17 protein-coding genes are annotated in these 23,687 nt (G+C 73.4%); 7 read left to right on the top strand and 10 right to left on the bottom strand.

Annotated features, from left to right (window positions below):
* The first annotated feature begins 65 nt into the window (after positions 1 to 65).
* From pepN (PV796_RS25370) to PV796_RS25360, 3 genes are all read left to right on the top strand, one after another.
* Positions 66 to 2,702, top strand: coding sequence for an aminopeptidase N (gene pepN, locus PV796_RS25370; RefSeq protein WP_274915694.1), 2,637 nt, complete (start codon positions 66 to 68; stop codon positions 2,700 to 2,702).
* Positions 2,703 to 2,826: 124 nt separating this feature from the next.
* Entirely contained in the window at positions 2,827 to 3,840 is a 1,014-nt protein-coding gene (locus tag PV796_RS25365; protein ID WP_274915693.1) for a hypothetical protein, read from the top strand.
* Positions 3,841 to 4,045: 205 nt separating this feature from the next.
* Complete coding sequence (locus tag PV796_RS25360) at positions 4,046 to 5,077, top strand: aspartate-semialdehyde dehydrogenase (protein WP_274915692.1); 1,032 nt, start codon at positions 4,046 to 4,048, stop codon at positions 5,075 to 5,077.
* A 116-nt stretch (positions 5,078 to 5,193) separates the two neighbouring features.
* Here the strand turns inward: PV796_RS25360 and PV796_RS25355 are convergent, their stop codons facing one another.
* Both PV796_RS25355 and PV796_RS25350 read right to left on the bottom strand, forming a co-directional pair.
* Positions 5,194 to 5,499 carry a type II toxin-antitoxin system PemK/MazF family toxin gene (locus tag PV796_RS25355; RefSeq protein ID WP_274915691.1) on the bottom strand — a complete coding sequence of 102 codons (306 nt, stop codon included), beginning with the start codon at positions 5,497 to 5,499 and terminating at the stop codon, positions 5,194 to 5,196.
* On the bottom strand, positions 5,486 to 5,704 hold the full coding sequence (locus tag PV796_RS25350; protein WP_274915690.1) for an antitoxin: 219 nt from the start codon (positions 5,702 to 5,704) through the stop codon (positions 5,486 to 5,488). Before PV796_RS25350 ends, PV796_RS25355 begins: the two co-directional genes overlap by 14 nt.
* Before the next feature lie 75 nt (positions 5,705 to 5,779).
* Here PV796_RS25350 and pepN (PV796_RS25345) point away from each other — a divergent pair, with 75 nt between their 5' ends.
* The gene (gene pepN, locus PV796_RS25345; protein WP_274915689.1) at positions 5,780 to 8,356 is read left to right on the top strand and encodes an aminopeptidase N; all 2,577 of its coding nucleotides are present in this window, start codon (positions 5,780 to 5,782) and stop codon (positions 8,354 to 8,356) included.
* Between the two features lie 183 nt (positions 8,357 to 8,539).
* On the opposite strand, the gene alc is transcribed toward pepN (PV796_RS25345), so the two are convergent.
* The 7 genes from alc to PV796_RS25310 form a co-directional block, all read right to left on the bottom strand.
* On the bottom strand, positions 8,540 to 9,685 hold the full coding sequence (alc, locus tag PV796_RS25340) for an allantoicase (protein ID WP_274915688.1): 1,146 nt from the start codon (positions 9,683 to 9,685) through the stop codon (positions 8,540 to 8,542).
* Positions 9,686 to 9,781: 96 nt separating this feature from the next.
* Positions 9,782 to 10,756: a LysR family transcriptional regulator gene (locus PV796_RS25335; RefSeq protein WP_274915687.1), complete on the bottom strand. Its 975-nt coding sequence runs from the start codon at positions 10,754 to 10,756 to the stop codon at positions 9,782 to 9,784.
* 35 nt (positions 10,757 to 10,791) lie between these two features.
* On the bottom strand, positions 10,792 to 11,730 hold the full coding sequence (locus PV796_RS25330) for a DMT family transporter (protein WP_274915686.1): 939 nt from the start codon (positions 11,728 to 11,730) through the stop codon (positions 10,792 to 10,794).
* Positions 11,731 to 11,851: 121 nt separating this feature from the next.
* On the bottom strand, positions 11,852 to 12,832 hold the full coding sequence (locus PV796_RS25325; RefSeq protein WP_274915685.1) for an acyl-ACP desaturase: 981 nt from the start codon (positions 12,830 to 12,832) through the stop codon (positions 11,852 to 11,854).
* 270 nt (positions 12,833 to 13,102) lie between these two features.
* Positions 13,103 to 13,339 carry a hypothetical protein gene (locus PV796_RS25320; RefSeq protein WP_274915684.1) on the bottom strand — a complete coding sequence of 79 codons (237 nt, stop codon included), beginning with the start codon at positions 13,337 to 13,339 and terminating at the stop codon, positions 13,103 to 13,105.
* A gap of 770 nt (positions 13,340 to 14,109) precedes the next feature.
* Complete coding sequence (malQ, locus tag PV796_RS25315; protein ID WP_274915683.1) at positions 14,110 to 16,242, bottom strand: 4-alpha-glucanotransferase; 2,133 nt, start codon at positions 16,240 to 16,242, stop codon at positions 14,110 to 14,112.
* A 6-nt stretch (positions 16,243 to 16,248) separates the two neighbouring features.
* Entirely contained in the window at positions 16,249 to 16,548 is a 300-nt protein-coding gene (locus PV796_RS25310; RefSeq protein WP_274915682.1) for a hypothetical protein, read from the bottom strand.
* A gap of 545 nt (positions 16,549 to 17,093) precedes the next feature.
* Here PV796_RS25310 and PV796_RS25305 point away from each other — a divergent pair.
* Complete coding sequence (locus PV796_RS25305) at positions 17,094 to 20,105, top strand: beta-N-acetylglucosaminidase domain-containing protein (RefSeq protein ID WP_274919231.1); 3,012 nt, start codon at positions 17,094 to 17,096, stop codon at positions 20,103 to 20,105.
* Positions 20,106 to 20,190: 85 nt separating this feature from the next.
* Here PV796_RS25305 and PV796_RS25300 read toward each other — a convergent pair whose 3' ends face one another.
* Entirely contained in the window at positions 20,191 to 20,727 is a 537-nt protein-coding gene (locus tag PV796_RS25300; protein WP_274915681.1) for an HNH endonuclease, read from the bottom strand.
* A gap of 291 nt (positions 20,728 to 21,018) precedes the next feature.
* Here PV796_RS25300 and PV796_RS25295 point away from each other — a divergent pair, with 291 nt between their 5' ends.
* Positions 21,019 to 22,104, top strand: coding sequence for a mechanosensitive ion channel family protein (locus tag PV796_RS25295; protein ID WP_274915680.1), 1,086 nt, complete (start codon positions 21,019 to 21,021; stop codon positions 22,102 to 22,104).
* A gap of 369 nt (positions 22,105 to 22,473) precedes the next feature.
* Positions 22,474 to 23,661: an ROK family transcriptional regulator gene (locus PV796_RS25290; RefSeq protein ID WP_274915679.1), complete on the top strand. Its 1,188-nt coding sequence runs from the start codon at positions 22,474 to 22,476 to the stop codon at positions 23,659 to 23,661.
* The last annotated feature ends 26 nt before the right edge of the window (positions 23,662 to 23,687 follow it).

Here is a 23,687-nt window from a genome sequence, read left to right as displayed (position 1 = left end):
CCGCCGGGGCGCGTGCCATGATTCCCCGTGTTCGATATCCGAGACGAGGGTGAGGGAGGCACACCGTGCCAGGCGAGAATCTGTCCCGGGAAGAGGCACGTGAGCGGGGCCGGCTGCTGACGGTCGAGGGGTACCACGTGGCGCTGGACGTCCGCTCAGCGGTCGCCAGCGGCACGGACGCGGCCACCTTCCGCTCCCGGACGACGATCCGGTTCCGGTGCGCCGAGCCCGGCGCGACCAGTTTCGCGGACCTCCTGGCCCCCTCGGTCGCCTCGGTCACCCTCAACGGGCGGGAGTTGGACCCGGCCGAGGTCTTCGACGGCACCCGGATCGCGCTCGCCGACCTGGCCGCCGAGAACACCCTGGTCGTCGACGCGCGGTGCGCCTACAGCCGCACCGGCGAGGGCCTGCACCGCTTCGTCGACCCCGAGGACGGCGAGGTCTACCTCTACACCCAGTACGAGCCCGCCGACTCCCGCCGGGTCTTCGCCAACTTCGAACAGCCGGACCTGAAGGCCCCGTTCACCTTCGAGGTGACGGCGCCGGAGGGCTGGCTGGTGCTGAGCAACGGCGTCCAGGAAGGCCCCGTCGAGGCGGTGCGCGAAGCGCTTCCACTGAAGGGTGGTGGCGGGCGACGGGCGGGCAGCGTGCGGCGGTTCGCGACCACCAAGCCGATCTCGACGTACATCACCGCGGTGATCGCCGGGCCGTACCACTACGTGACCGACACCTACCGCCGCACCTTCGAGGACGGCACCGAGCTGACGGTCCCGCTCGGCGCGCTGTGCCGCAAGGGGCTGGCCCGGCACTTCGACGCGGACGACGTCTTCACCGTCACCAAGCAGGGCCTGGACTTCTTCCACGACCACTTCGACTTCCCGTACCCGTTCGGCAAGTACGACCAGGCGTTCGTGCCGGAGTACAACCTCGGCGCGATGGAGAACCCCGGCTGCGTCACCTTCCGCGAGGAGTTCATCTTCCGCGGCAAGGTCACCGAGGCGTCCTACGAGCGCCGGGCCAACGTCATCCTGCACGAGATGGCGCACATGTGGTTCGGCGACCTGGTCACCATGGACTGGTGGGACGACCTGTGGCTGAAGGAGTCCTACGCGGACTTCATGGGCAGCTTCGCGCAGGTCGGCGCGACCCGCTTCACCGACGGCTGGATCACCTTCGCCAACCGCCGCAAGTCCTGGGCGTACCGGGCCGACCAGCTCCCCTCCACCCACCCGATCACCGCCGACATCCGCGACCTGGAGGACGCCAAGCTCAACTTCGACGGCATCACCTACGCCAAGGGCGCCAGCGTCCTCAAGCAGTTGGTGGCGTACGTCGGCCAGGACGCGTTCCTGGAGGGCGCCCGGCGCTACTTCAAGCGGCACGCCTACGGCAACACCCGGCTGACGGACCTGCTGTCGGTGCTGGAGGAGACCTCCGGGCGGGACCTGGCGGCCTGGTCGCGCGCCTGGTTGGAGACCGCCGGCGTCAACTCCCTCACGCCGCAGGTGACGTACGACGCCCAGGACCGGATCACCGAGCTGAGCATCCTTCAGGAGGCGTCGCCGGACCATCCGGAGCTGCGGCCGCACCGGGTCGCGGTCGGCCTCTACCGCCGGCTGGACGCGGACTCGGCGCTGGTGCGCTACGCCCGCGCCGAGGTGGACGTGACCGGGCCGCGGACGGCGGTTCCGGAGCTGGCCGGGGTCGAGCGCCCGGAGCTGGTCCTGGTCAACGACGAGGACCTGACGTACTGCAAGACCCGTTTCGACGAGGGGTCGTTGGCCACCCTGCGGGCCCGCCTCGGCGACCTCACCGACCCCCTGGCGCGGGCGCTGTGCTGGGCGGCCCTGTGGGGGCTGACCCGGGACGGGCTGATGCCGGCCCGGGACTTCCTCACGCTGGTACGGAAGTTCGCCGGCGCGGAGACCGTGATCGGGGTGCTCCAGTCGGTGCTGGGCCAGGCGGAGAGCGCGCTGACGCACTACGTCGCGCCGGAGTACCGCGAGCGGGCGGCCACTGAGTTGGCCGAGGGCGCGCTGCGCGAGCTGCGGCTGGCCGAGCCGGGCAGCGGCCACCAGCTCAGCTGGGCCCGGCACTTCGCGGCGGTGGCCACCACGCCGGCCGATCTCCAGTTGCTCCAGGGGCTGTTGAAGGGCACCGCGAAGATCGACGGGCTGGCGGTGGACCAGGAGCTGCGCTGGGCGTTCCTGCTGCCGCTGGCCGCGCACGGGGTCGCCGACCGGGCGGCGCTCGACGCCGAACTGGCCCGCGACGACACCGCGTCCGGCAAGCGCCACCAGGTGCGCTGCCTGGCCGCCCGCCCCTCGGCCGAGGTCAAGGCGGCCGCCTGGATCGACGTGGTGGACTCCGACGCGCTCTCCAACGCCCTGGTCGAGGCGACCATCAGCGGCTTCGCCCAGCCCTCGCAGCACGCGCTGCTGGTGCCGTACGCGCCGCGGTACTTCGCGGCGATCGAGCGGATCTGGCGGGAGCGGTCCATCGAGATCGGGATGTCCGTGGTGCGCGGGCTGTTCCCGTTCTGGCAGCCGGACCGGTCCGCGCTGGACGCGACGGACGCCTGGCTGGCCGAGCGTGCCGAGGCGGCGCCCGCACTGCGCCGACTGGTGCTGGAGGAGCGCGACGACCTGGCGCGGGCGCTGCGCGCACAGGCTTGTGACGAGGCGGCCGGACCGAGGCCGTAACCCGGTCCTCGACCAGCCTTAATCGGCCGTCGAACGCCCGTACTTGAGGGCATTATTGTCCCGCTTGTGCCACAGGCGGGTAACAACGGTTAGGGGGTGGAGCGGGGCCGGGAATCGACCGGACATGAGCCACGACACCCCGCTCTCCCCGCTCCCCCTCCACCACCTCTCCGACGGCCGCTGCCCGGTGTTGACCACCCATCAGCTCCGGGAGCACGGCGTACCGTCCGCCGAGATCACCGAGCGCTGCCGGCCGGGCGGCCCCTGGCAGCAACTGCTCCCCGGCGTCCACCTGTTGCACCAGGGGCCGCCCACCAGCGAGGAGCGGCTGCACGCGGCGCTGCTCTACGCCCGGCACCGCGCGCCGTCGGTGCCGACCCAGGCCCGGGTCCCGGAGTCCGGCCCGGAACCGATGGTCACCGGGCTGGCGGCGCTCGCGCTGCACGGCTTCTCGGCCGCTCCCCCGCTGCTCGCCCTGGACCGCATCGACGTGCTGGTGGCCCGCACCCGGCGGCTGCGCCCGGCCGGCTTCGCCGGGATCATCCGGGGTGCGGACCTGCCGGACGCCCAGGAGATCACCGGGGTACCCACCGCGCCCGTCCCGCGGGCGCTGTCGGACGCGGTGGCCATGCTCACCGACCCCACCGTGGTGCGCCGGCTGCTGACCGAGGCGGTGCGCGGCGGGCACTGCGAGGCGGCCGCGGTGGTGCGGGAGCTGAGCCGCGCCCGGCTGCTGACCCGGCCGCACGTGGTGGACGCGGTGGACGCCCTGATGGCCGAGGGCCGGGCCCTGGCCGAGCAGCAGCTCTACGACATGGTGCGCGGCTTCGGGCTGCCCGACCCGCTGTGGAACGTCGACCTGCGGCTGCCGGGCGGCCCGTACCTGGGCGCGGTGGACGCGTACTGGTCGGACTACGGGGTGGCGGTGGAGATCGACACCCGGACCCCGCACCCGTCCGGCGAGCCGCCCCGCGACGCCTACCGGGAGCAGTTGGAGCGGCTCGGCATCATCCTCGTCCGCTGCCGGCCGCGCACCCTGCGGGAGGCCCCCGAGCAGCAGGCGACGGTGGTCCGCACGGCGCTGATGGCGGCGACGGACCGGGAGCCGCCGGCGTACGTGGTGGTCCTCCCGCACTGAACCGCCGGCCCGCTCGGCACCCCGCGCCACGGACGGTGACCTCCGGGCACGTTCCGTGGGCAACCAGGCGCCCCGCATCTCCATCTATTGGAACGGATTGGACAAGGCGACGGGTCTCACACACATGATGGGAACGCCACTGAGCAGGTGTTCCAGCAGACACCCGGAGCCGGGCCAGCGAGCCAGGCCAGAACGAAGGAGTCCCATGAGGATCGGAATCGTCGGCGCCACCGGACAGGTCGGCGGCGTGATGCGGCGCATTCTCGCCGAGCGCAACTTCCCGGTCGAGCAGCTCCGGCTGTTCGCCTCGGCCCGGTCCGCTGGACGGACGCTGCCCTGGCAGGACACCGAGATCACGGTCGAGGACGCGGCCACCGCGGACTACTCCGGCCTGGACATCGTGCTCTTCTCGGCCGGCGGCGCGACCTCCAAGGCACTGGCGGAGAAGGTCGCCGACGCCGGCCCGGTCGTGATCGACAACTCCTCCGCCTGGCGCCGCGACCCGCAGGTGCCGCTGGTGGTCGCCGAGGTCAACCCGCAGGCCATCGCCGACCGCCCCAAGGGCATCATCGCCAACCCCAACTGCACCACCATGGCCGCCATGCCCGTGCTGCGCCCGCTGCACGACGAGGCCGGGCTGGTCTCCCTGGTCGTCGCCACCTACCAGGCGGTCTCCGGCAGCGGCCTGGCCGGCGTCGCCGAGCTGGACGGGCAGGCCCGCAAGGTCATCGAGCAGGACGCCACCAAGCTCACCCACGACGGCTCGGCCGTGGAGTTCCCGGCCCCGGACAACTACGTCCGCCCGATCGCCTTCAACGTCCTGCCGATGGCCGGCAAGATCGTCGACGACGGGCTGAACGAGACCGACGAGGAGCAGAAGCTCCGCCACGAGAGCCGCAAGATCCTGGACATCCCGGAGCTGAAGGTCTCCGGCACCTGCGTCCGCGTCCCGGTCTTCACCGGCCACTCCCTCCAGGTCAACGCCCGCTTCGCGCGCCCGATCTCCCCCGAGCGCGCCCAGGAGCTGCTGGCCGGCGCCCCCGGCGTGGCCCTCTCCGACGTCCCCACCCCGCTCCAGGCCGCCGGCCAGGACCCCTCCTTCGTGGGCCGGATCCGCCGCGACGAGACCGTCGACAACGGCCTCGCCCTGTTCGTCTCCAACGACAACCTCCGCAAGGGCGCGGCCCTCAACGCCGTCCAGATCGCCGAACTGGTCGCCGCCGAACTCCACGGCTGACCCACCGCACCACGCCGACGCCGGGGCCCGTACGGATCAACGTCCGCACGGGCCCCGGCGGTTGGGTGGGGCGCCTCAGAGCGACAGATGCCGACGCAGGGCGACGTCGATCTCCCTCATGCGCTGCTGGGCACCGAGCCGAGGAAGCGGAGCAACCGCTCCGGAGCCAGTGAGCGCACCTGTTCACACTGCACCTTGGAGTCCTTGAGCAGGCCGCTTTCGTCAGCCGGCAGGAGCACCTGGAACGGGTAGACCCGAGAGACGTTGGTCGTCAGTGGGACCGCGGTGACCACGCCCCTCCTGGTCCGGTCCACCACCTCGTTAGCTCCGTCGTTGGAGACGACCACCGCGGGGCGTGGCTTGTTGGCCTCGCCGCCGCGCGTCGGCGCGTAGTCGACCAGGTAGATGTCACCGCGCCTCATCAGTCAGCCCGTCCCCCGTGAATTGGTCCCAGAACGCCGCGTCCTCGCTCGCGTCCCATTCGGCGAAAGCCGCCTCGTAATCCGCCCGCAGTTCGGCCTCGCGCAGTTGCTCGATGGCGGCGTGTATCACGGCCGACCGGGAGTCCACCGCTCTCTTGGCGGCGTACGCGTCGACGAACTCAACGTCCTCCTGCGCCACAACCACCGCCCCCGTCCCGACCCCCGCCGTGGAAGGATGGCCCGACGATGCGCTAACGATCGGGAGTAGGGAGACGAGCGGGTGCCTGGTACGAATCTGACCCGGGAAGAAGCTCAGGAGCGGGCGCGGCTGTTGACCGTGGACGCGTACGAGATCGAGCTGGACCTGACCGGGGCGCAGGAGGGGGGCACGTTCCGGTCCGTGACGACGGTCCGGTTCGATGCCGCGCAGGACGGCGCCGCGTCCTTCATCGACCTGCTCGCGCCGACGGTGCACGAGGTGGTGCTCAACGGCACGGCGCTGGACGCGGCGGAGGCGTTCGCGGACTCGCGGATCGCGCTGCCCGGGCTGCGGGCCGGCCGCAACGAGCTGCGGGTGGTCGCGGACTGCGCGTACACCAACACCGGTGAGGGCCTGCACCGGTTCGTCGATCCGGTGGACCAACAGGCGTACCTCTACACGCAGTTCGAGGTGCCGGACGCCCGGCGGGTGTTCGCCAGCTTCGAGCAGCCGGACCTGAAGGCGACGTTCCAGTTCACCGTGACCGCGCCCGAGGGCTGGACGGTGATCTCGAACTCGCCGACCCCCGAGCCGGCGGAGAACGTCTGGCGCTTCGAGCCGACGCCGCGGATCTCCACCTACATCACCGCGCTGATCGTCGGCCCGTACCACAGCGTGCACAGCACCTGGGACGGCGCGGACGGCCGTTCGGTGCCGCTGGGGATCTACTGCCGGCCGTCGCTGGCCGAGCACCTGGACGCGGAGGAGATCTTCGCCGTCACCCGGCAGGGCTTCGACTGGTTCCAGGAGAAGTTCGACTACCCGTACCCGTTCGCCAAGTACGACCAGCTCTTCGTGCCGGAGTTCAACGCCGGCGCGATGGAGAACGCCGGCGCGGTGACCATCCGCGACCAGTACGTGTTCCGCTCGAAGGTGACCGACGCGGCCTACGAGGTGCGCGCCGAGACGATCCTGCACGAGCTGGCGCACATGTGGTTCGGCGACCTGGTCACCATGGAGTGGTGGAACGACCTGTGGCTGAACGAGTCGTTCGCCACCTACACCTCGATCGCCTGCCAGGCGTACGCGCCGGGCAGCAAGTGGCCGCACTCCTGGACCACGTTCGCCAACTCCATGAAGACCTGGGCCTACCGGCAGGACCAACTGCCCTCCACCCACCCGATCATGGCCGAGATCCGCGACCTGGACGACGTCCTGGTCAACTTCGACGGCATCACCTACGCCAAGGGCGCCTCGGTCCTCAAGCAACTGGTCGCCTACGTCGGCATGGACGAGTTCTTCACCGGCGTGCAGGCGTACTTCAAGGCGCACGCCTACGGCAACACCCGCCTGTCCGACCTGCTCGGCGCGCTGGAGGAGACCAGCGGCCGGGACCTGGCGACCTGGTCGAAGAAGTGGCTCCAGACCGCCGGCATCAACGTGCTGCGGCCGGAGATCGAGGTGGCCGCGGACGGCACCGTCACCGCCTTCGCGGTGCGGCAGGAGGCCCCCGCGCTGCCCGCCGGGGCGACCGGTGAGCCGGTGCTGCGCCCGCACCGGATCGGGATCGGCTACTACGACCTGACGGACGGCAAGCTGGTCCGCACCGGCGGGATCGAGCTGGACGTGGACGGCGAGCGCACCGAGGTTCCCTTCCCCGAGGGCTTCCGCCGGCCGGACGTGATCCTGCTCAACGACGGCGATCTGTCGTACGCCAAGGTGCGCCTCGACGAGGAGTCGCTGAAGGTCGTCACCGAACACCTCGGCGACTTCACCGAGTCGCTGCCGCGCGCCCTGTCGTGGGCCTCCTCCTGGGACATGACCCGGGACGGCGAGCTGCCCGCCCGGGACTACCTGGCGCTGGTCCTCTCCGGCATCGGCAAGGAGACCGACATCGGCGTCGTCCAGTCCCTGCACCGCCAGGTGAAGCTGGCCCTCGACCTCTACGCGGCGCCGGAGTGGCGCGAGACGGGGCTGGCCACCTGGACCGAGGCGACGCTGGAACACCTGCGGGCGGCCGAGCCGGGCAGCGACCACCAGCTCGCGTGGGCCCGGGCGTTCGCCGCTTCGGCCCGCACGGACGCGCAACTGGACGTGCTCCAGGGGCTGTTGGACGGAACCGAGGAGATCGCCGGGCTGGCCGTGGACACCGAGCTGCGCTGGGCGCTGCTGGAGCGGCTGGCGGCCACCGGCCGGGCCGACGAGCCGGCGATCGCCGCCGAGTTGGCGCGGGACGCGACCTCCGCCGGCGAGCGGCACGCCGCGACCGCCCGCGCCGCCCGGCCGACCGCGGAGGCGAAGGCCGAGGCGTGGGCGTCGGTGGTGGAGTCGGACAAGCTCCCCAACGCCGTCCAGGAGGCCGTCATCGCCGGCTTCGTCCAGCCCGACCAGCGGGAGCTGCTGGCGCCCTACACCGCCAAGTACTTCGAGGCGGTCAAGGGCGTCTGGGCCAACCGCAGCCACGAGATGGCGCAGCAGATCGTGGTGGGCCACTACCCGGCCCTCCAGGTCTCCCAGGAGACCCTGGACGCCACCGACGCCTGGCTGGCGGCGCACGACCCGAGCCCGGCGCTGCGCCGGCTGGTGACGGAGTCCCGGGCGGGCGTCGAGCGGGCGCTCAGGGCCCGGGCGGCGGACGCGGCGGCCGGCGCCGCCTGACGGCCGGCGCGAACAGCAGTGCGGGGCGTGCCCCGGAACCGGGTCGGTTCCGGGGCACGCCCCTTGGGTGAGCGGGGAGTTGGAGCGCCCGACGGACGGCGCGTCAGGAGCGGGACCGTCCGCCGGGCGGGTCGTGGCGCCGGGCCCCGGCCCCCTCCCCCGGGGCCCGGCCGGCGGTGCGGGTCAGCCGCTCAACTCGTCGAAGCGGCGGACCAGTTCGGCCCGGCCGGCCTCGGTGAGGTCGCCGTGCACCCGCATCCGGGCCAGGCCGCCGTCGGGGTAGACGTCCAGCCGGACGTGGGTGGCGGTGACCCGGCGGGGCAGCGCGAAGCGGTGCGGGGTGTCGGGCTGGAGCCGGGTCCTGGGCAGGATCTCGAACCACCCGGACTCCTCGTCCGGGTTCCCGTCGCAGCCCGAAAGCCGAGCCCAGCCGGCGGAGTTGCCCTTGAGGTAGGCGGTGTCGATCTCGATCGCGCGCAGCTCGCCCTGTGCGGCCAGCTTGAACCGCACCCAGTCGTTGGTGCCCCGCACCCGGCGGCGGCGGTTCTCCCAGCCGTCGTCCATCTTGCGGGAGAGGTCGGGCTGGATGATCTGGGTGGGCGAGGAGTAGAAGCGGTCGGAGGCGTCCTCGACGGTGCCGCCGTGCAGCACCGACGCCAGGTCCAGGGTGCCCAGCACGTCCAGCCACTCCGGGTCGGGTATCACCTCGCCGTGGACCCGGAGGCGGGCTATGCCGCCGTCGGGGTGCTGCTTGAGGCGGAGGTGGGTGAAGCGGCGCTCGGCGGTGATCTCGAAGCCGTTGGCGGCGTGGCCGCGGACGGGGGTGCGCGGGACGATCTCCTCCCACTTCACGCCGTCGGCGAGCAGCTCCTCGGGCCCGGGGCTGCCGGGCAGCGCGGTGGCCTCGACGGTGACCTGCTGCGGGTAGTTGCCGCGGAAGTGGGCGGTGTCGACGATGATCCCGCGGATCACGCCGGGGGCGGCCAGGCGGATCAGCGCCCAGTCGTGCTCGTCCTCGGTGGGGAAGGGGTTCTCGCCGTCGGCGCCGCGCCGGCGCCGGGTCTCCCAGCCGTCCATGATCTTGCCCTTGTGGCCGAAGCGCTCGGGGTCGAAGACCGCCGGGTCGGACTTCAGCAGGTTCTCCCGCTCGGCGAAGAACTCGTCGTTGGCGGCGAGCACGCCGGCGCCGAAGCGGCGGTCGGCGAGGTCGACGAGCGAGGTGAAGGCGAAGTCACCACCGCGGTAGTCGGCGTACGGATCGCCGCCTGCGTACGGCTGGGCGTCGTTGGCGTGCGGATCGGTGGCATCGGCTGCCGGGGTGGCGGACATGCGTTTCCCTTCTGCTCCTGCGGACGGTGCTGGGGACCGGTCCACCGTCGCAGTGGGACACCCGACAGGTCCATCGAAAGTTTTTGAGGAATATCTTCAGCCGGACTGAAAGGTTGCCGGTCCGCCGTCGCTTCCGGTGCGGCCCGCGGTCGCCTGGCGGGCGGCGGCCTGGCGCAGCGCGGCCAGCACCCGGGCCAGCCCCGGCGCGCCCTCGGAGCCCCGCCGGGTGGCCGCGACGACGTGCCGGCGCGGCTGGTCGGCGTGGAGCACCCGCAGCGCGACCCCGCTGCCGTGCCCCGGCGCCCGCAGCCCGCCCGCCATCGCCATCCGCGGCACCAGCGCCACCCCCATGCCGGCGGCCACCATCGCCCAGATCGCGCTCCAGTCCGCGGCGGCGTGCGCCTGCTCCGGGACGAAGCCGGCGTTCTCGCAGGCGGCGGTGGTGATGTGGGACCAGGGGCCGCTGCTGCCGAAGATCCACGGCTCGCCGGCCAAGTCGGCCAGCCGCAACCCCGGTTCGCCGGCCAACGGGTGGCCGGCCGGCAGCGCCACGTCCAACGGGTCGGCGAGCAGCGAGACCCGGGTGAACTTCGGGTCGCGCGGGGTCGGCGCGTGCGCGGCCAGCGACAACGCCAGGTCCACGCTGCCCTCGGCGAGCAGCTCGTAGGCCGCCTCCGCCTCGGCCTCCCGTACGGCGACGGCCAGGCCCGGGTGGGTGCGGCGCAGCTCCTGGAGGGCCGGGACCACCAGCGCCGGGATGGCGGTGGAGAACGCCCCGACCCGTACGGTGCCGGCCTCCCCCTGGAGGTAGCCGAGGAGGTCCGCGTCGGCCCGCTCCAACTGCGCGAAGACCGCGTCCGCGTGCCGCAGCACCAGTTGGGCGGCGCCGGTGAGCCGGACCCGCCGGCCGTGCGCCTCCAGGAGCGTCACCCCGAGGGACTTGGCGAGCCCGGTCAGCTGCTGCGAGACCGCCGAGGGCGTCATGTGCAGCGCCTCGGCGGTCGCGGTGACCGTGCCCAGCTCCTGGAGCGTGCGCAGGATGCGGAGCTTCTTGATGTCCCAGTCGGCCATGCGGGCAGCGTACGCACCCGGCGCGGCCGGGGCGTTCACCGCGTGCGGCCCGCCGCCCCCAGGGCCACCCCGGCGACGATCAGCGCCATGCAGACCACCTGGACCGCGCCGACGCCCTCGCCCAGGAGGGCCAGCGAGAGCAGGGCCACGCACACCGGCTGGAGGTAGTACACCGCCCCGGCGCGGGCGGCGCCCACCAGGGCGATCGCCTTGTTCCAGGTGAAGTAGGCGACGGCGGAGGAGCACACCCCGATGTAGAGCAGCGGCCCGACCGTCCCCGCGGTGAGCGGGAAGCCGCCCTCGACGGCGAGGCTGACCCCGTAGGCGGGCACCAGCATCGCCGCCCCCAGGGCGAACGTCATGAACAGGAACGCCAACCCGCCGATCCCCTCCGGCCGTCGGCGCAGCAGCGCGCTGTACCCGGCGAAGGTCGCGGTGGCGGCCACCATCCACAGGTCACCGCCGGCGAAGTCCAGGTGCAGCACCGCGGTGGGCGACCCCTTGCCCACCAGGGTGACCACGCCCAGCAGTGCCAGCACCATGCCCGCGACGCGCCGGGCGCCCAGCCGCTCGCGCCCGCCGCGCCCCCCGCCGACCAGGTCGAACAGCGCGATCATCATCGGCGAAGCGGCCGCGATCATCGCCATGTTGGTGGCCGAGGTGCTCCTCCCGGCCGTGTAGATCAGGGTGTTGAAGAGCGTGACGCCCAACAGGGCGGCCAGCGCCAGGAATCCGAGGTGCGCCCGGATCACCGCCCACTGCCGCCGGACCTGCCCCAGCGCGAACGGGGCGACCGCCACCAGCGCAACGACCCAGCGCCAGAAGGCGGTTTGGACGGGCGGCACGGTCGCGTGCAGCGCGCGGGCGATGACGAAGTTGCCGGACCAGACGACGGTCGCCGCCAGGGCCAACGCCAGCCCCACGGCCTGGGTGGACGGTGTGCGGTGTGCGCGGACCCGCTCCAGGACTGCCACGGTTTCCTCTCCCTCGACGGTGGATACGGATCACCGTGGCAGCCCGGAACACATCAGGTCCATCGAAAACTTCGCCCTATTTCTTTCAGTAAACCTGAAAGGTGGCGCTCATGGGCCGCCCTCAGGCGCGGCCGGCCGCCCGCCGCCGCGCCAGGATCGCCGCCTGCCGCTCGTCGAAGCGGCGCGCCTGCCCGTCCAGGCCGTCCAGGAACGCCCCCAGCTCCTCCTGCGCGGCCAGCCCCTCCGGGCCCAGCCCGCCGCGCTCCAGCACCTTCAGATAGCGCAGCACCGGCTGGAGCACATCGTCGTGGTGGATCCGCAGGTTGTAGATCCCGCCGAGCGCCATCCGCGCGGCGGACCGCTCGAAGCCGGGCATACCGTGACCGGGCATCCGGAAGCCGGTGACCACGTCCCGCACCGCGCACATCGTGCGGTCCGGGGCCAACTCGAAGGCGGCGCCCAGGAGGTTGCGGTAGAAGACCATGTGGAGGTTCTCGTCGGTGGCGATCCGGGCCAGCATCCGGTCGCACACCGGATCGCCGGAGTGCCGGCCGGTGTTGCGGTGCGAGATCCGGGTGGCCAGCTCCTGGAAGGCCACGTACGCGACCGAGTGCAGCATGCTGTGCCCGTTGTCGGACTCGAACCCCTCCGACATGTGCGCCATCCGGAACCGCTCCAGCTCGACCGGGTCCACCGCGCGGCTGGTCAGCAGGTAGTCCCGCATCACGATGCCGTGCCGGCCCTCCTCCGCGGTCCAGCGGTGGACCCAGGTGCCCCAGGCGCCGTCCCGACCGAAGAGGGTGGCGATCTCGTGGTGGTAGCTGGGGAGGTTGTCCTCGGTGAGGAGGTTGACCACCAGCGCGATCCGCCCGATGTCGCTGACCTTGGACTGCTCGGGCGCCCAGGGCTCGCCCTCCAGCACCCCGTCGAAGTTCCGCCCGTCGCTCCACGGCACGTACTCGTGCGGCATCCACTCCTTGGCGATCGCCAGATGCCGGTTGAGCTCCTTCTCGACGACCTCCTCCAGGGCGTAGAGCAGCCGGGCGTCGGTCCAGGCGGCCTGGCCGCGCGCTCCGTCGAGGCGGTCGGGGGCGATGGTCACGGGGAACTCCTGGGGACGACGGACCTACGGTTCCGTAGGTCAGGACTTACGGCCCCGTAGGTTACGCCATCGTAGGTACGCCCCAGGTAAGCATCCCGTCAACGGACAGAATGCCCCTAAATCTCCCAACTGCGGCCCCATATCCGACATTTACCGCCACCCTCGACCACCCCGGACAACGCAAAAAGGGGCGCCCACCGGTCCGGGAAGAACCGGTGGGCGCCCCTTCGATAAGGCGTCACGCGGGCGGGCGGCCCGCTGCGGGCTGGGTCAGCCCTTGACCTTCTTGCGGGACTTGTCGGTCAGCATGACCAGCCCGGCAATGATCAGGAAGAGCACGATGGGCGTCACGACGAAGAGGCCGACCGTCTGGATCACACTCAGGCCCGGCCCCGGGTCGTCTCCATCGTCGCGGGTGAGCGCAAACGCGGGAGACGACATCAGCAGCATCAGCGCGGTGCCGGCGGTGATGGTTCCGGCGCGCAGGGCGTTCTTCTTATTGCTCACCCGTTCAACGTAGCGGATGGCGCGCGGGGGCGCGCCTTTGGGTCCCAGGTTGCCGCTGCGCTTGGCTTGTTGCCCACGTTGCCGCTGCGCTTGGCGGGCTTCCCACGTTGGTGGCTTTCCCGCCGTGCCGCTGCGCGGGCCTCGCCCACGTTGGCGGCTTTCCCGCCGTGCCGCTGCGCGGGGCCTCGCCCACGTTGGTGGCTTTCCCGCCGTGGCGCCTGCGGCGGGCCAGTCCGCTGCGCGGGGCTGTTGGGTTGCGGTGACGGGCCTCCGGGGGCGGCATGCCAGACTGCTTCGCTTTACGTCTGGCACACCGCCCCCTCCGGCCCGTCCCCTCCCGTTGAGGGGTGGATTTCTCTGGGACGGGGCTGGTCCTTGTGGTCCTCTGACGGTCACCACACAGGCTCACGCGTCCTCGTCCTCTGACGGTCACCGCGCAACAAGCTCATGCGTCTTCTTACGGTCACCACTCAACCCAGCAGCCCGAGTTGGCCCACCGGGCGGACGTGGCACCCACCGTTTTTAACCCACCTCCAACGGGAGAGGACGGGCCGGAGGGGTGGGTGTGCAGGACGTAAAGCGAAGCAGTCCTGCACACCCACCCCGGAGGTCCGTCACCGCACCCCGACAGCCCCGCGCAGCGGACAACAACCCCACCCGCCCCGCGCAGCGAACCGGCAGCGGACAACAAACCCGCGCCGCAAGGCGCAAAACACAGCAACCCGCGCGGCGGGACAGCCAACAACGTGGGAACCAGCCGGCCGCAGGCCCTACGTGGGAGGTGCAAGCTCGCGCAGCAGCGCGCGCAGACGACGGGACGACGTGACGGCCTCCAGGGGCATCGGGCGGCCGTCCGGGCCGGCTACGGGGAGGCGCCAGTTTGGGTACTGGGTGCCCGTGGTGCCGGGGAGGTTTTGGGGGCGGCGGTCGCCCACCGCGTCGGGGAGCCAGACGCCGACCATGCGGGCCGGGGTGCGCAGCAGGAAGCGGTGGACGGCCTTGACCACCGCCTCCTCGTCGCCGGTGCCCTCCGGCAGCAGGCCGTGGCGGGTGAGGGCGGCGAACCACTCGCGGAGTTCGTAGGAGGCCCGGGCCCGTTCCCGTTCCTCGGGGGCGGCGAGCAGGCCGAGGCGGGCGCGCAGGGCGACGTCCTCGCCGGTGAGCCGGGCGGCGGTGGGCGGCAGGTCGTGCGTGGTGACGGTGGCCAGGCAGGCGGCGCGCCACTCGCCGGGGGCGAGGATGCGGGGCGCGTCGGCGGCCGGGGACGGGGCACCGTCGGCGTCCTCGGGCGCACGGGGGCCGTAGTCGCGTTCGAACCAGAGGACGGATGTGCCGAGGACGCCCCGTTCCGCGAGGGCCTCGCGGACGCCCGGTTCGACCGTGCCGAGGTCCTCGCCGATCACCGCGGCGCCGGCCCGGTGGGCCTCCAGGGCGAGTACCGAGAGCATCGCCTCACCGTCGTAGCGGACGTAGGCGCCGTCGGTCGGCGGGCGGCCCTCGGGGACCCACCAGAGGCGGAAGTGGCCCATCACGTGGTCGATGCGGAGCGCGCCGGCGTGCCGGAGGAGGCCGCGCAGCAGCTCGCGGTAGGGGGCGTAGCCGGTGGCGGCCAGGGCGTCGGGGCGCCAGGGCGGCAGGCCCCAGTCCTGGCCGCGGGGGTTGAAGGCGTCCGGCGGGGCGCCGATGGACATGCCGGCGGCGAAGGCGTCCTGCTGGGCCCAGGTGTCCGCGCCGGAGGGGTGGACGCCGACGGCGAGGTCGTGGACCAGCCCGATGGGCATGCCGGCCTCGCGGGCGGCCCGTTGGGCGGCGGCGAGTTGCTGGTCGGTGAACCAGGCGAGTCGGGAGTGGAAGTCGATGCGGTCCAGCAGCCGGTGGCGGATCCGGGCGGTCTCCGGCGAGCGGGGGTCGCGCAGGCCGCCGGGCCAGCCGCGCCAGTCGGTGCCGTGCCGCTCGGCGAGCGCGCACCAGGTGGCGTGGTCATCCAGGGCCCGGCCCTGTTCGGCGAGGAAGTCGCAGTAGGCGGCGCGGCGGCCGGGGCTGAGCGGGACGGCGCAGAGGAGTTCCAGGGCCTCGCGCTTGAGAGCCCAGACCGCGTCCCGGTCGATCAGTCCGCCGCGCAGCAGGACGTCGTCACGCAACTCCCCGGCGCGGGCGGTGAGTTCGTCGATGCGGGCGCGGGCGGGGCCGGAGAGGTGGGCGTACTCGGGGAGTTGCTCGATGCGGAGGTGGACCGGGTCGGGGAAGCGGCGGGAGGAGGGGCGGTAGGGGGACGGATCGGTGGGCCGGCCGGGCACCGCCGCGTGCAGCGGGTTGAGTTGGACGAAGCCGGTGCCCAGGGTGCGGCCGGACCAGGCGGCGAGGTCGGCGAGGTCCCCGAGGTCGCCCATGCCCCAAGAACGGCGGGAGAGCAGGGAGTAGAGCTGGACGAGGAAGCCGTGGCTGCGGCCGGGCGGGGCGGGCACCGCGCCGGGGGCGACGATCAGCCGGGCGCGGGCGGTGCGGCCGTCGGGGGCGTCGGCCCTGAGGTCGTGGACGCCCAGGGGGAGCGCGGCGAGCGCCGCCGGGCCCTGGGGGTCGCCGTGCCCGGTGCCGTCCCGTACTTCCGCACCGAGGAGCGTGCCGTCCTCGGCGCGCACGCTCAGGGTCGTGCCCTCGGGGAGGTCCGGCAGGCGCGGCGGGCGGCCGGCACGGGCGGTGACCGTGGGGGGCAGCAGGGCGCGGCCGGCGGTCTCCGCGTGAGCGGCCAGGGCCTCGCTGACGGCCTGCGGGGTGGAGGCGTCGACGCCCAGGGCGGCGAGCACGGCGACGACGGTGTCCTCGGTGACGTGGACGGTGCGGCCCGGTGCGGGCTCGTAGGACGTGGCGATGCCGTGGAGCCGGGCGAGCCGGGCGCGGCCCATGGCTGCTCAGACCTCCATCGACTCCGTGCCCAGGCCGGCGGCCGTCGGCTCGCTGGTCAGCGGGAGTTCGGCGGCGATGGGGACCTCGCTGGTGAGCGGGGCGCTGTCGGCGAGCGGGGGCTCGCTGGTCAGCGGCGGCTCGGCGAAGCGGAACGAACCGGAGCCCTCCAGGCCGGAGTCGGGGCCGGAGACGCCTTCGTAGGGGTCGGGTTCCGTGCTGAGCATCGAGGGTCCCCCCGGCTCGAACGAGGCTGAGAGTTTGGGGGACACGAGCGCGTCGAGGAGCAACTGAGCGGATGCGGCCACGAGGGGCCTCCCGTTCATCGGTAATGGGACACGTCTGGCCCTACCCCGTCCCGGCGGGCGCAGACGTCTCTACCCAGTAAACGTGACTCACGTCACAGTAGAACCTCCGCGGGCGATTTGACGGTGGAGGGCGCGGTGCGGCGCACAGAACGTCGAAGGATGGGGGGTCGCGGCGTAATTTCTGCGGGAGGGGCGCGTCATGAATGTGTCGCGACCGGGGGAGGAATAGGGCGAATCGGTGGCCGGCCCGGGGTGGGCCGGAGGCCCGGTTGACACCCTCGCCGCCGCAATGGTGGGCTCGCTGCCGAAGGTCTGTCCGAAACGGTCCGGCAGGGTGCTTCGGGCCCCCGGATCCACACCGCGCGCACCACGACACCACGCCCGCCCGCGGCTCCCGCCGGGCGGGCGCGCGGGCGCGTCGCGACGGCCCGCAGGGAGCACAGGGGGAACCGGCGGGAGCCGGGGAGCGCGAGATGACGGGGACACGAGGAGCGACCGTGCGAGTCCGGGGTGTATGGGGCGGCAGGGGCGGCGGCCGGGCGCGGGTGGCGGGCACCACCGCGCTGGCGGCAGCGGTCATCACGGGACTGCTCGGCGGGGCACCGACCGCGCAGGCGGCGCCGGCCGACTCCGTCGCCGGCACCCCCGACCAACCGGACCGCCCCACCGACACCGGGGCGCCGCCCGCGGTCTGGCCGCGCCCCCAGACGATCCAGCGGCTCGGCGCGGCGGTCCCGCTCGGCCCGACGGCGGTGCTGGTGGCCGCGCCGGACGCCGACCCGTACGCCCTGGACGTGCTGCGCGGGCTGCTGCGGGACGCCGGGGTGCGCACCGTGCGGCAGGCCGCGCCCGGCGACCATGTGCCGGCGGGCGGGCCGGTGTTGCTGGTCGGCGGTCCCGCGCAGGACGCGTTGCGGGCGCTGCGGGCGCCGGCCCGCGGGGACCTGCCGTCGGGCGGCTACCGGCTGGCCGTGGGCCAGGTCGCCGGCCGGGACACCGTCGCGCTGGACGGCGTCGGGCCCGACGGTCTCTTCCACGCCGCGCAGACCCTGCGCCAGTTGGTGACCGACGGGCCGGATCAAAAGGAGGCATCGCGCAGCGATTCCGGCCGGGGCGGTGGCGGGAGTCGGGTGGGCGGGCGGCAGTTGGCCTCGGTGAGCGTGCGGGACTGGCCGGCCACCGGGGTCCGCGGCACCGCCGAGGGCTTCTACGGGCAGCCGTGGACCCGTGCGCAACGGCTGGCCCAGCTCGACTTCATGGGCCGCACCAAGCAGAACCAGTACCTCTACGCCCCCGGGGACGACCCCTACCGACAGGCCCGTTGGCGCGACCCGTACCCGGCCGAACAGCGCGCCGACTTCCGGGCGTTGGCCGAGCGGGCCCGCGCCAACCACGTCACCCTCGGCTGGGCGGTGGCGCCGGGGCAGTCGATGTGCCTGTCCTCGCAGGACGACCTGCGGGCGCTGCGCCGCAAGGTGGACGCCATGTGGGCGCTGGGGGTGCGCTCCTTCCAACTCCAGTTCCAGGACGTCAGCTACAGCGAATGGCACTGCGCCGCCGACGAGGAGACCTTCGGCTCCGGCCCGCAGGCCGCCGCCAAGGCCCAGGCCGGGGTCGCCAACGCGCTGGCCCAGTACCTCGCCGAGCGGCACCCGGGCGGGGCGCCGCTGTCCCTGATGCCGACCGAGTTCTACCAGGACGGCGCGACCGCCTACCGCAGCGCGCTGGCCGCGGCGCTCGACGACCGGGTGGAGGTGGCCTGGACGGGCGTCGGGGTGGTGCCGCGGACCATCACCGGCGGCGAACTGTCCGCCGCCCGCCAGGCGTTCCGCCACCCGCTGGTCACCCTGGACAACTACCCGGTCAACGACTTCGCCCAGGACCGGCTCTTCCTCGGCCCCTACACCGGCCGCGAACCGGCCGTCGCCACCGGCTCGGCGGCGCTGCTCGCCAACGCCATGGAGCAGCCGCTGGCCTCCCGCATCCCGCTGTTCACCGCCGCCGACTACGCCTGGAACCCGCGCGACTACCGCCCCGCGCAGTCCTGGGAGGCGGCCATCGACGACCTCGCGGGCGGCGACGCGAAGGCCCGTACGGCGCTGCGGGCGCTGGCCGGCAACGCCTCGTCGTCCATGATCAACCGCACCGAGTCGGGGTACCTCCGCCCGCTCATCGAACGCTTCTGGCAGGCCCGCGAGGCGGCCGTCAACGGCGGACGGCCCGGCGACGACCCGGAGTTCGCCAAGGCGGGCGCCGCGCTGCGGGCCGCCTTCCGCGCCATGACCACCGCGCCCCAGGGGCTGACCGCCGACCTGCGGGCCGAAGTGGGGCCGTGGGCCGAGCAGTTGGCCCGCTTCGGGGACGCCGGCGCGCAGGCCGTGGACACCCTGCTGGCGCAGGCGCGGGACGACGGGGACGCGGGCTGGGCGGCGCAGCGCGCGGTGCGGCGGCTGCGCGGCCAGATCGACGGCAGCCCGGTGACGGTCGGCAAGGGCGTGCTGGCGCCGTTCCTGGACCGGGCGATGTCCGAGGCCGACGCCTGGACGGGGGCCCGCGGCGGCGCCCCGAAGCCGGACCGCGGCGACGGCCGGACGTCGCTGACCGTGCCCTTCGCCCGGGTCCGCCCGTTGACGGCGGTCACCGCGCTCACCGAACCGGGGCCGGCCAGCGGCGCGGTGTCCCTGGAGGCGCATGTGCCGGGGGCCGGCTGGCAGCGCCTGGGCGCGCTGTCCGCGACCGGCTGGACAGAGACCCGCACGGCCGGAATGCGCGCCGACGCGGTGCGGGTGGCCTGGGACGGCGATGCCGCGCCGCCCGCCGTGCGGGCGCTCGTCCCCTGGTTCGACGACACCCCGCAGGCCGGCCTGGAGCTGTCCCGCACCGCCCTCGACGCCCAGACCGGCGGCCGCACGGAGATCCAGGCCCGGATCTCCTCGCACCGTCCCGGCGCGGTCCACGGCCCGTTGAAGGTCACCGCTCCCCAGGGGATCACCGTGCGCGCGCCCGGCGAACTGACCGCTCCCCGGGGCGGCACCGCCCTCGTCCCGCTCACCGTGGACGTCCCCAAGGACACCCCCTCCGGGACGTACCGGGTCTCGGTCGCCTTCGCCGGCCAGGAACAGCAGTTGACCGTGCGGGTCTTCCCGCCCACCGGCGGCCCGGACCTGGCGCGCGGCGCACCGACCACCTCCTCCGGCGACGAGACGGACGACTTCCCGGCGTCCGCGGCCACCGACGGCGACCCCAAGACCCGCTGGTCCTCCCCCGCCGAGGACGACGCCTGGCTGCAGTTCACGCTGCCCGAGCCGACCCGGCTCGGCCTGGTCGTGCTGCGCTGGCAGGACGCCTACGCCGCCGCGTACCGCATCCAGGTCTCGTCCGACGGCCGCACCTGGCGCACCGCCGCCACCGTCCGCGACGGCAAGGGCGGCCGGGAGGCGATCCGGATGGACGCCGAGGACGTCCGCTACGTCCGGGTCCAGGGCGACAAGCGGGCGACGCGGTTCGGGTACTCGCTGTGGGAGGTGGAGGCGTACGCGGTCACGCCCGCGTCCTGAGCCCGGTACGGCGCGGGGCCCGGCGGGTGCTCGTCCCGCCGGGCCCCGGGCCGGGCCGCGGCCTCACTGACGCAAAAACCCGGATCTACGCCGATACGGCATCGATCCGGGCCAACGCGTCATCCGCGCCGTACGGCTGCAAATAAGGCAGCCAGCGCGGATCCCTATGCCCCGTGCCGATGATCCGCCAGGCCAGTCCCGACGGCGGTGCGGGCTGATGGCGCAGCCGCCAGCCGATCTCGGCGACATGGCGGTCGGCCTTGACGTGGTTGCAACGCCGGCACGCGGCGACGACGTTCTCCCAGGTGTGCTGGCCGCCGCGGCTGCGCGGGACGACGTGGTCGACGCTGGTTGCGACGCCACCGCAGTACATGCACCGCCCACCGTCCCGGGCGAAGAGCGCCCGGCGGGTCAGCGGGACGGGGCCCCGAAAGGGCACTCTCACAAACCGCTTCAAGCGGACCACGCTCGGAGCGGGGATGACACGGGTCGCGCTGTGCATCAGGGCGCCGGATTCCTCAAGGCTGACGGCCTTCTCATTGAGGACGAGGATGAGCGCACGGCGGAGCGGTACGACGCCGAGCGGCTCGTACGACGCATTGAGGACCAGGACATGCGGCACGGGTGCCTCCTTGTACGCCGGCGGCGCGTGGCTCGCGCCGGGACGATCTCCCCACAGTGTCCCCCGGTGCCTGGTCACGGCGCCACCATGACCGGGTAACGGGCCGGAGGTGTTTTCCACCACAGCGCCGCAGATCCCACCAGATCCGGCACTTTCCGGCCGTCCCGGGCGCCCCATGATCGAACACAGGCTCGGACCGCCCGCGTTGCCCCGTTAGTGTGTTAGGTCTGCCCGGCCCCTCGGGTCCTCCCTGGCGGCCCGGGTGCGCTGTCCCTCACGGAAGGTTCCGCTGTGTACTGGTCCGCCCCGATGGTCGCCGCCGCGCCGCCGCGCTCCGCCGCGGCCGGCTCAACCGGTCCGACCTCCCTCGACGAGGCCACCCAGAAGGCCACCAACGCCGCCGACTGGGTCCAGGCGAACTGGGGGACGTGGCTCACGTCCGGACTCCAGATCATCCTGATCATCGTGATCGCGGTGGTCCTGCGGCACGTCATACGCCGCACCATCACCAAGCTCATCGAGCGGATGAACCGCACCGCGACCGCCGCCCAGGGCACCGCGCTGGGCGGGCTGCTGGTCAACGCCGAGCGGCGGCGGCAGCGGTCCGAGGCGATCGGCTCGGTGCTGCGCAGCGTCGCCTCCTTCCTGATCATGGGCACGGCCGCGATGACCGTGCTCTCGGTCCTGCAGATCAACCTGGCGCCGCTGCTGGCCAGCGCGGGCGTGGCCGGCGTCGCGATCGGTTTCGGCGCCCGCAACCTCGTCACCGACTTCCTCTCCGGCGTCTTCATGATCCTGGAGGACCAGTACGGCGTCGGCGACGAGATCGACGCGGGCGTGGCCACCGGCACGGTCATCGAGGTCGGGCTGCGGGTCACCAAGCTGCGCGGCCCCAACGGCGCGATCTGGTACATCCGCAACGGCGAGGTCAAGCGGATCGGCAACCTCAGCCAGGGCTGGTCCACCGCCCACGTCGACGTCCTGGTCTCCGCGGACCAGGACCTGGAGCGGGCCCGTTCGGTGATCGCCGAGGCCGGTGAGGAGATGTCCAAGGCCGAGCCGTGGAACGAGCAACTGTGGGAGCCGGTGGAGGTGTTGGGCCTGAGCGAGGTCTCGCTGGACACCGTCACGGTCAGCATCTCGGCCAAGACCATGCCGGGCAAGGCGGGCGGCGTCGAGCGCGAGCTGCGCTGGCGGGTCAAGCACGCACTGGACGCGGCCGGCATCCACCTGGCGCCGCGCCCGGCCCCCGTGGAGGGCGAGGCGGCGGCGGCCGACCCGTCCGCCGCGATGGCCGCCCCCTCGGCGCTGGGCAACCCCACCTCGCCGCAGTCGTTGGCGACGAACCCGATACCGCCGCCGCAGCTCAACAAGTAACGCGCCACCACAGAAGGGCATGTGACTCGGCTCACATGCCCTTCTGTCATGCGTACCGTCGTCCCGCTTCGGGTGCGAGGGGTCGGCAGCGTCAACGGGGAAAACAGGGAAGAGGGCCTGATCCTCCGGAACGGTGGCCCGACCCCCTGGGGCACCGAGGGGCGCACCGGCCGAACGCCGGGCGCCCCTCGCGCAGTTCCCGCGCCCTCGCCCGTACGCGCCGCACGAACTCGCGGAACCGAAAGCCGCGTTGGGACCATTGACGCACCCCTGACCGGCGGCCTACCTTCCTTGCCAGCAATTGGAAGGTTTCCTAACAGACACCTTCCGGACAGTTTCCGCACGGAACTACGGGGTGGGGGCAGCGACATGGCCGGAGCTGGACAGGGAACGCCGGGCACCCCCAGGGTGCTGCGCGCCATGAACGACCGGGCCGCGCTGGACCTGTTGGTCTCCCAGGGGCCGCTGACCCGCACCCAGATCGGCGAGTTGACCGGCCTGTCCAAGCCCACCGCCTCCCAACTGCTGGGCCGGCTGACCGCGGCGGGGCTCGTCCGCACCACCGGGAACGTCATCGGCCGCCCCGGCCCCAGCGCCCAGCTCTACGAGGTCAACCCGGCCGCCGCCTACGTCGCCGCGCTCGCCGTCGACCAGGAGGGCCTGACCGCGGCCGTCGCCGACATCACCGGGCGGGTGCTCGGCGAGGCGCGGGTCGACACCGACGCGGTCCCCGCGGACGCCACCGACCTCACCGCCCGGCTGGTGGTCCGGGCCGTGGACGGCGCGCTGGCCAAGTCCGGCCTGGAACGCGGGCAGTTGCACCGCGCGGTGATCGGCACGCCCGGCGCCCTCGACCCGGGCACCGGCCTGCTGCGGTACGCGCCCCACCTACCCGGCTGGCAGTCCCGGGCGCTGCGGGAGGAGTTGGCCGAGGCCCTCGGCGTGCCGCTGGTCATCGAGAACGATGTGAACCTCGCCGCGGTGGCCGAGCAACACGACGGCGCCGCCCAGGACTTCGACGACTTCGTGCTGGTGTGGGTCGACGAGGGCGTGGGCGCCGCGATCGTGCTGGACGGCCGGCTGCTGCGCGGCGCCACCGGGGGCGCGGGCGAGATCGGCTATATGCCGCTGCCCGGCGCGCCGTTGGCCCGGGACGGCGACCGCAGCGCCGCCCGGCCGGACGCCGGCGGCGGCTTCCAGCGGCTGGTCGGCGCGCCCAGCGTCGTCGAACTCGCCCACGAGCGCGGCGCGTCGGACGTCCGCACCGTCGCCGAGGCGCTGGCCCTCAGGGACGTGCGGGTCGAGGTGGCGCGGCGGCTGGCGACCGGGCTGGCCGCGGTGGTCGCGGTGGTCGACCCCCGGCTGGTGGTGCTCTCCGGCGAGGTCCCGCAGGCCGGCGGCGAGCCGCTGCGGGCCCTGGTCGAGGAGGAGTTCACCGGCCTGGCGCTGCCCCGCCCCGAGATCCGGATCAGCGACATCGCCGGCAACCCGATCCTCACCGGCGCGCTGCGCACCGCGCTCGCCGAGGCCCGCGACGCGGTCTTCGACACCGCCTGACCTCCGCACGCCCCGGCCGGGGAGCC

This window comes from Streptomyces sp. WZ-12 (assembly GCF_028898845.1).
Lineage (GTDB): Bacteria > Actinomycetota > Actinomycetes > Streptomycetales > Streptomycetaceae > Streptomyces.
Note: the sequence above shows the minus strand (reverse complement) of the source record. Positions and strands in the feature narration are given on the sequence as shown.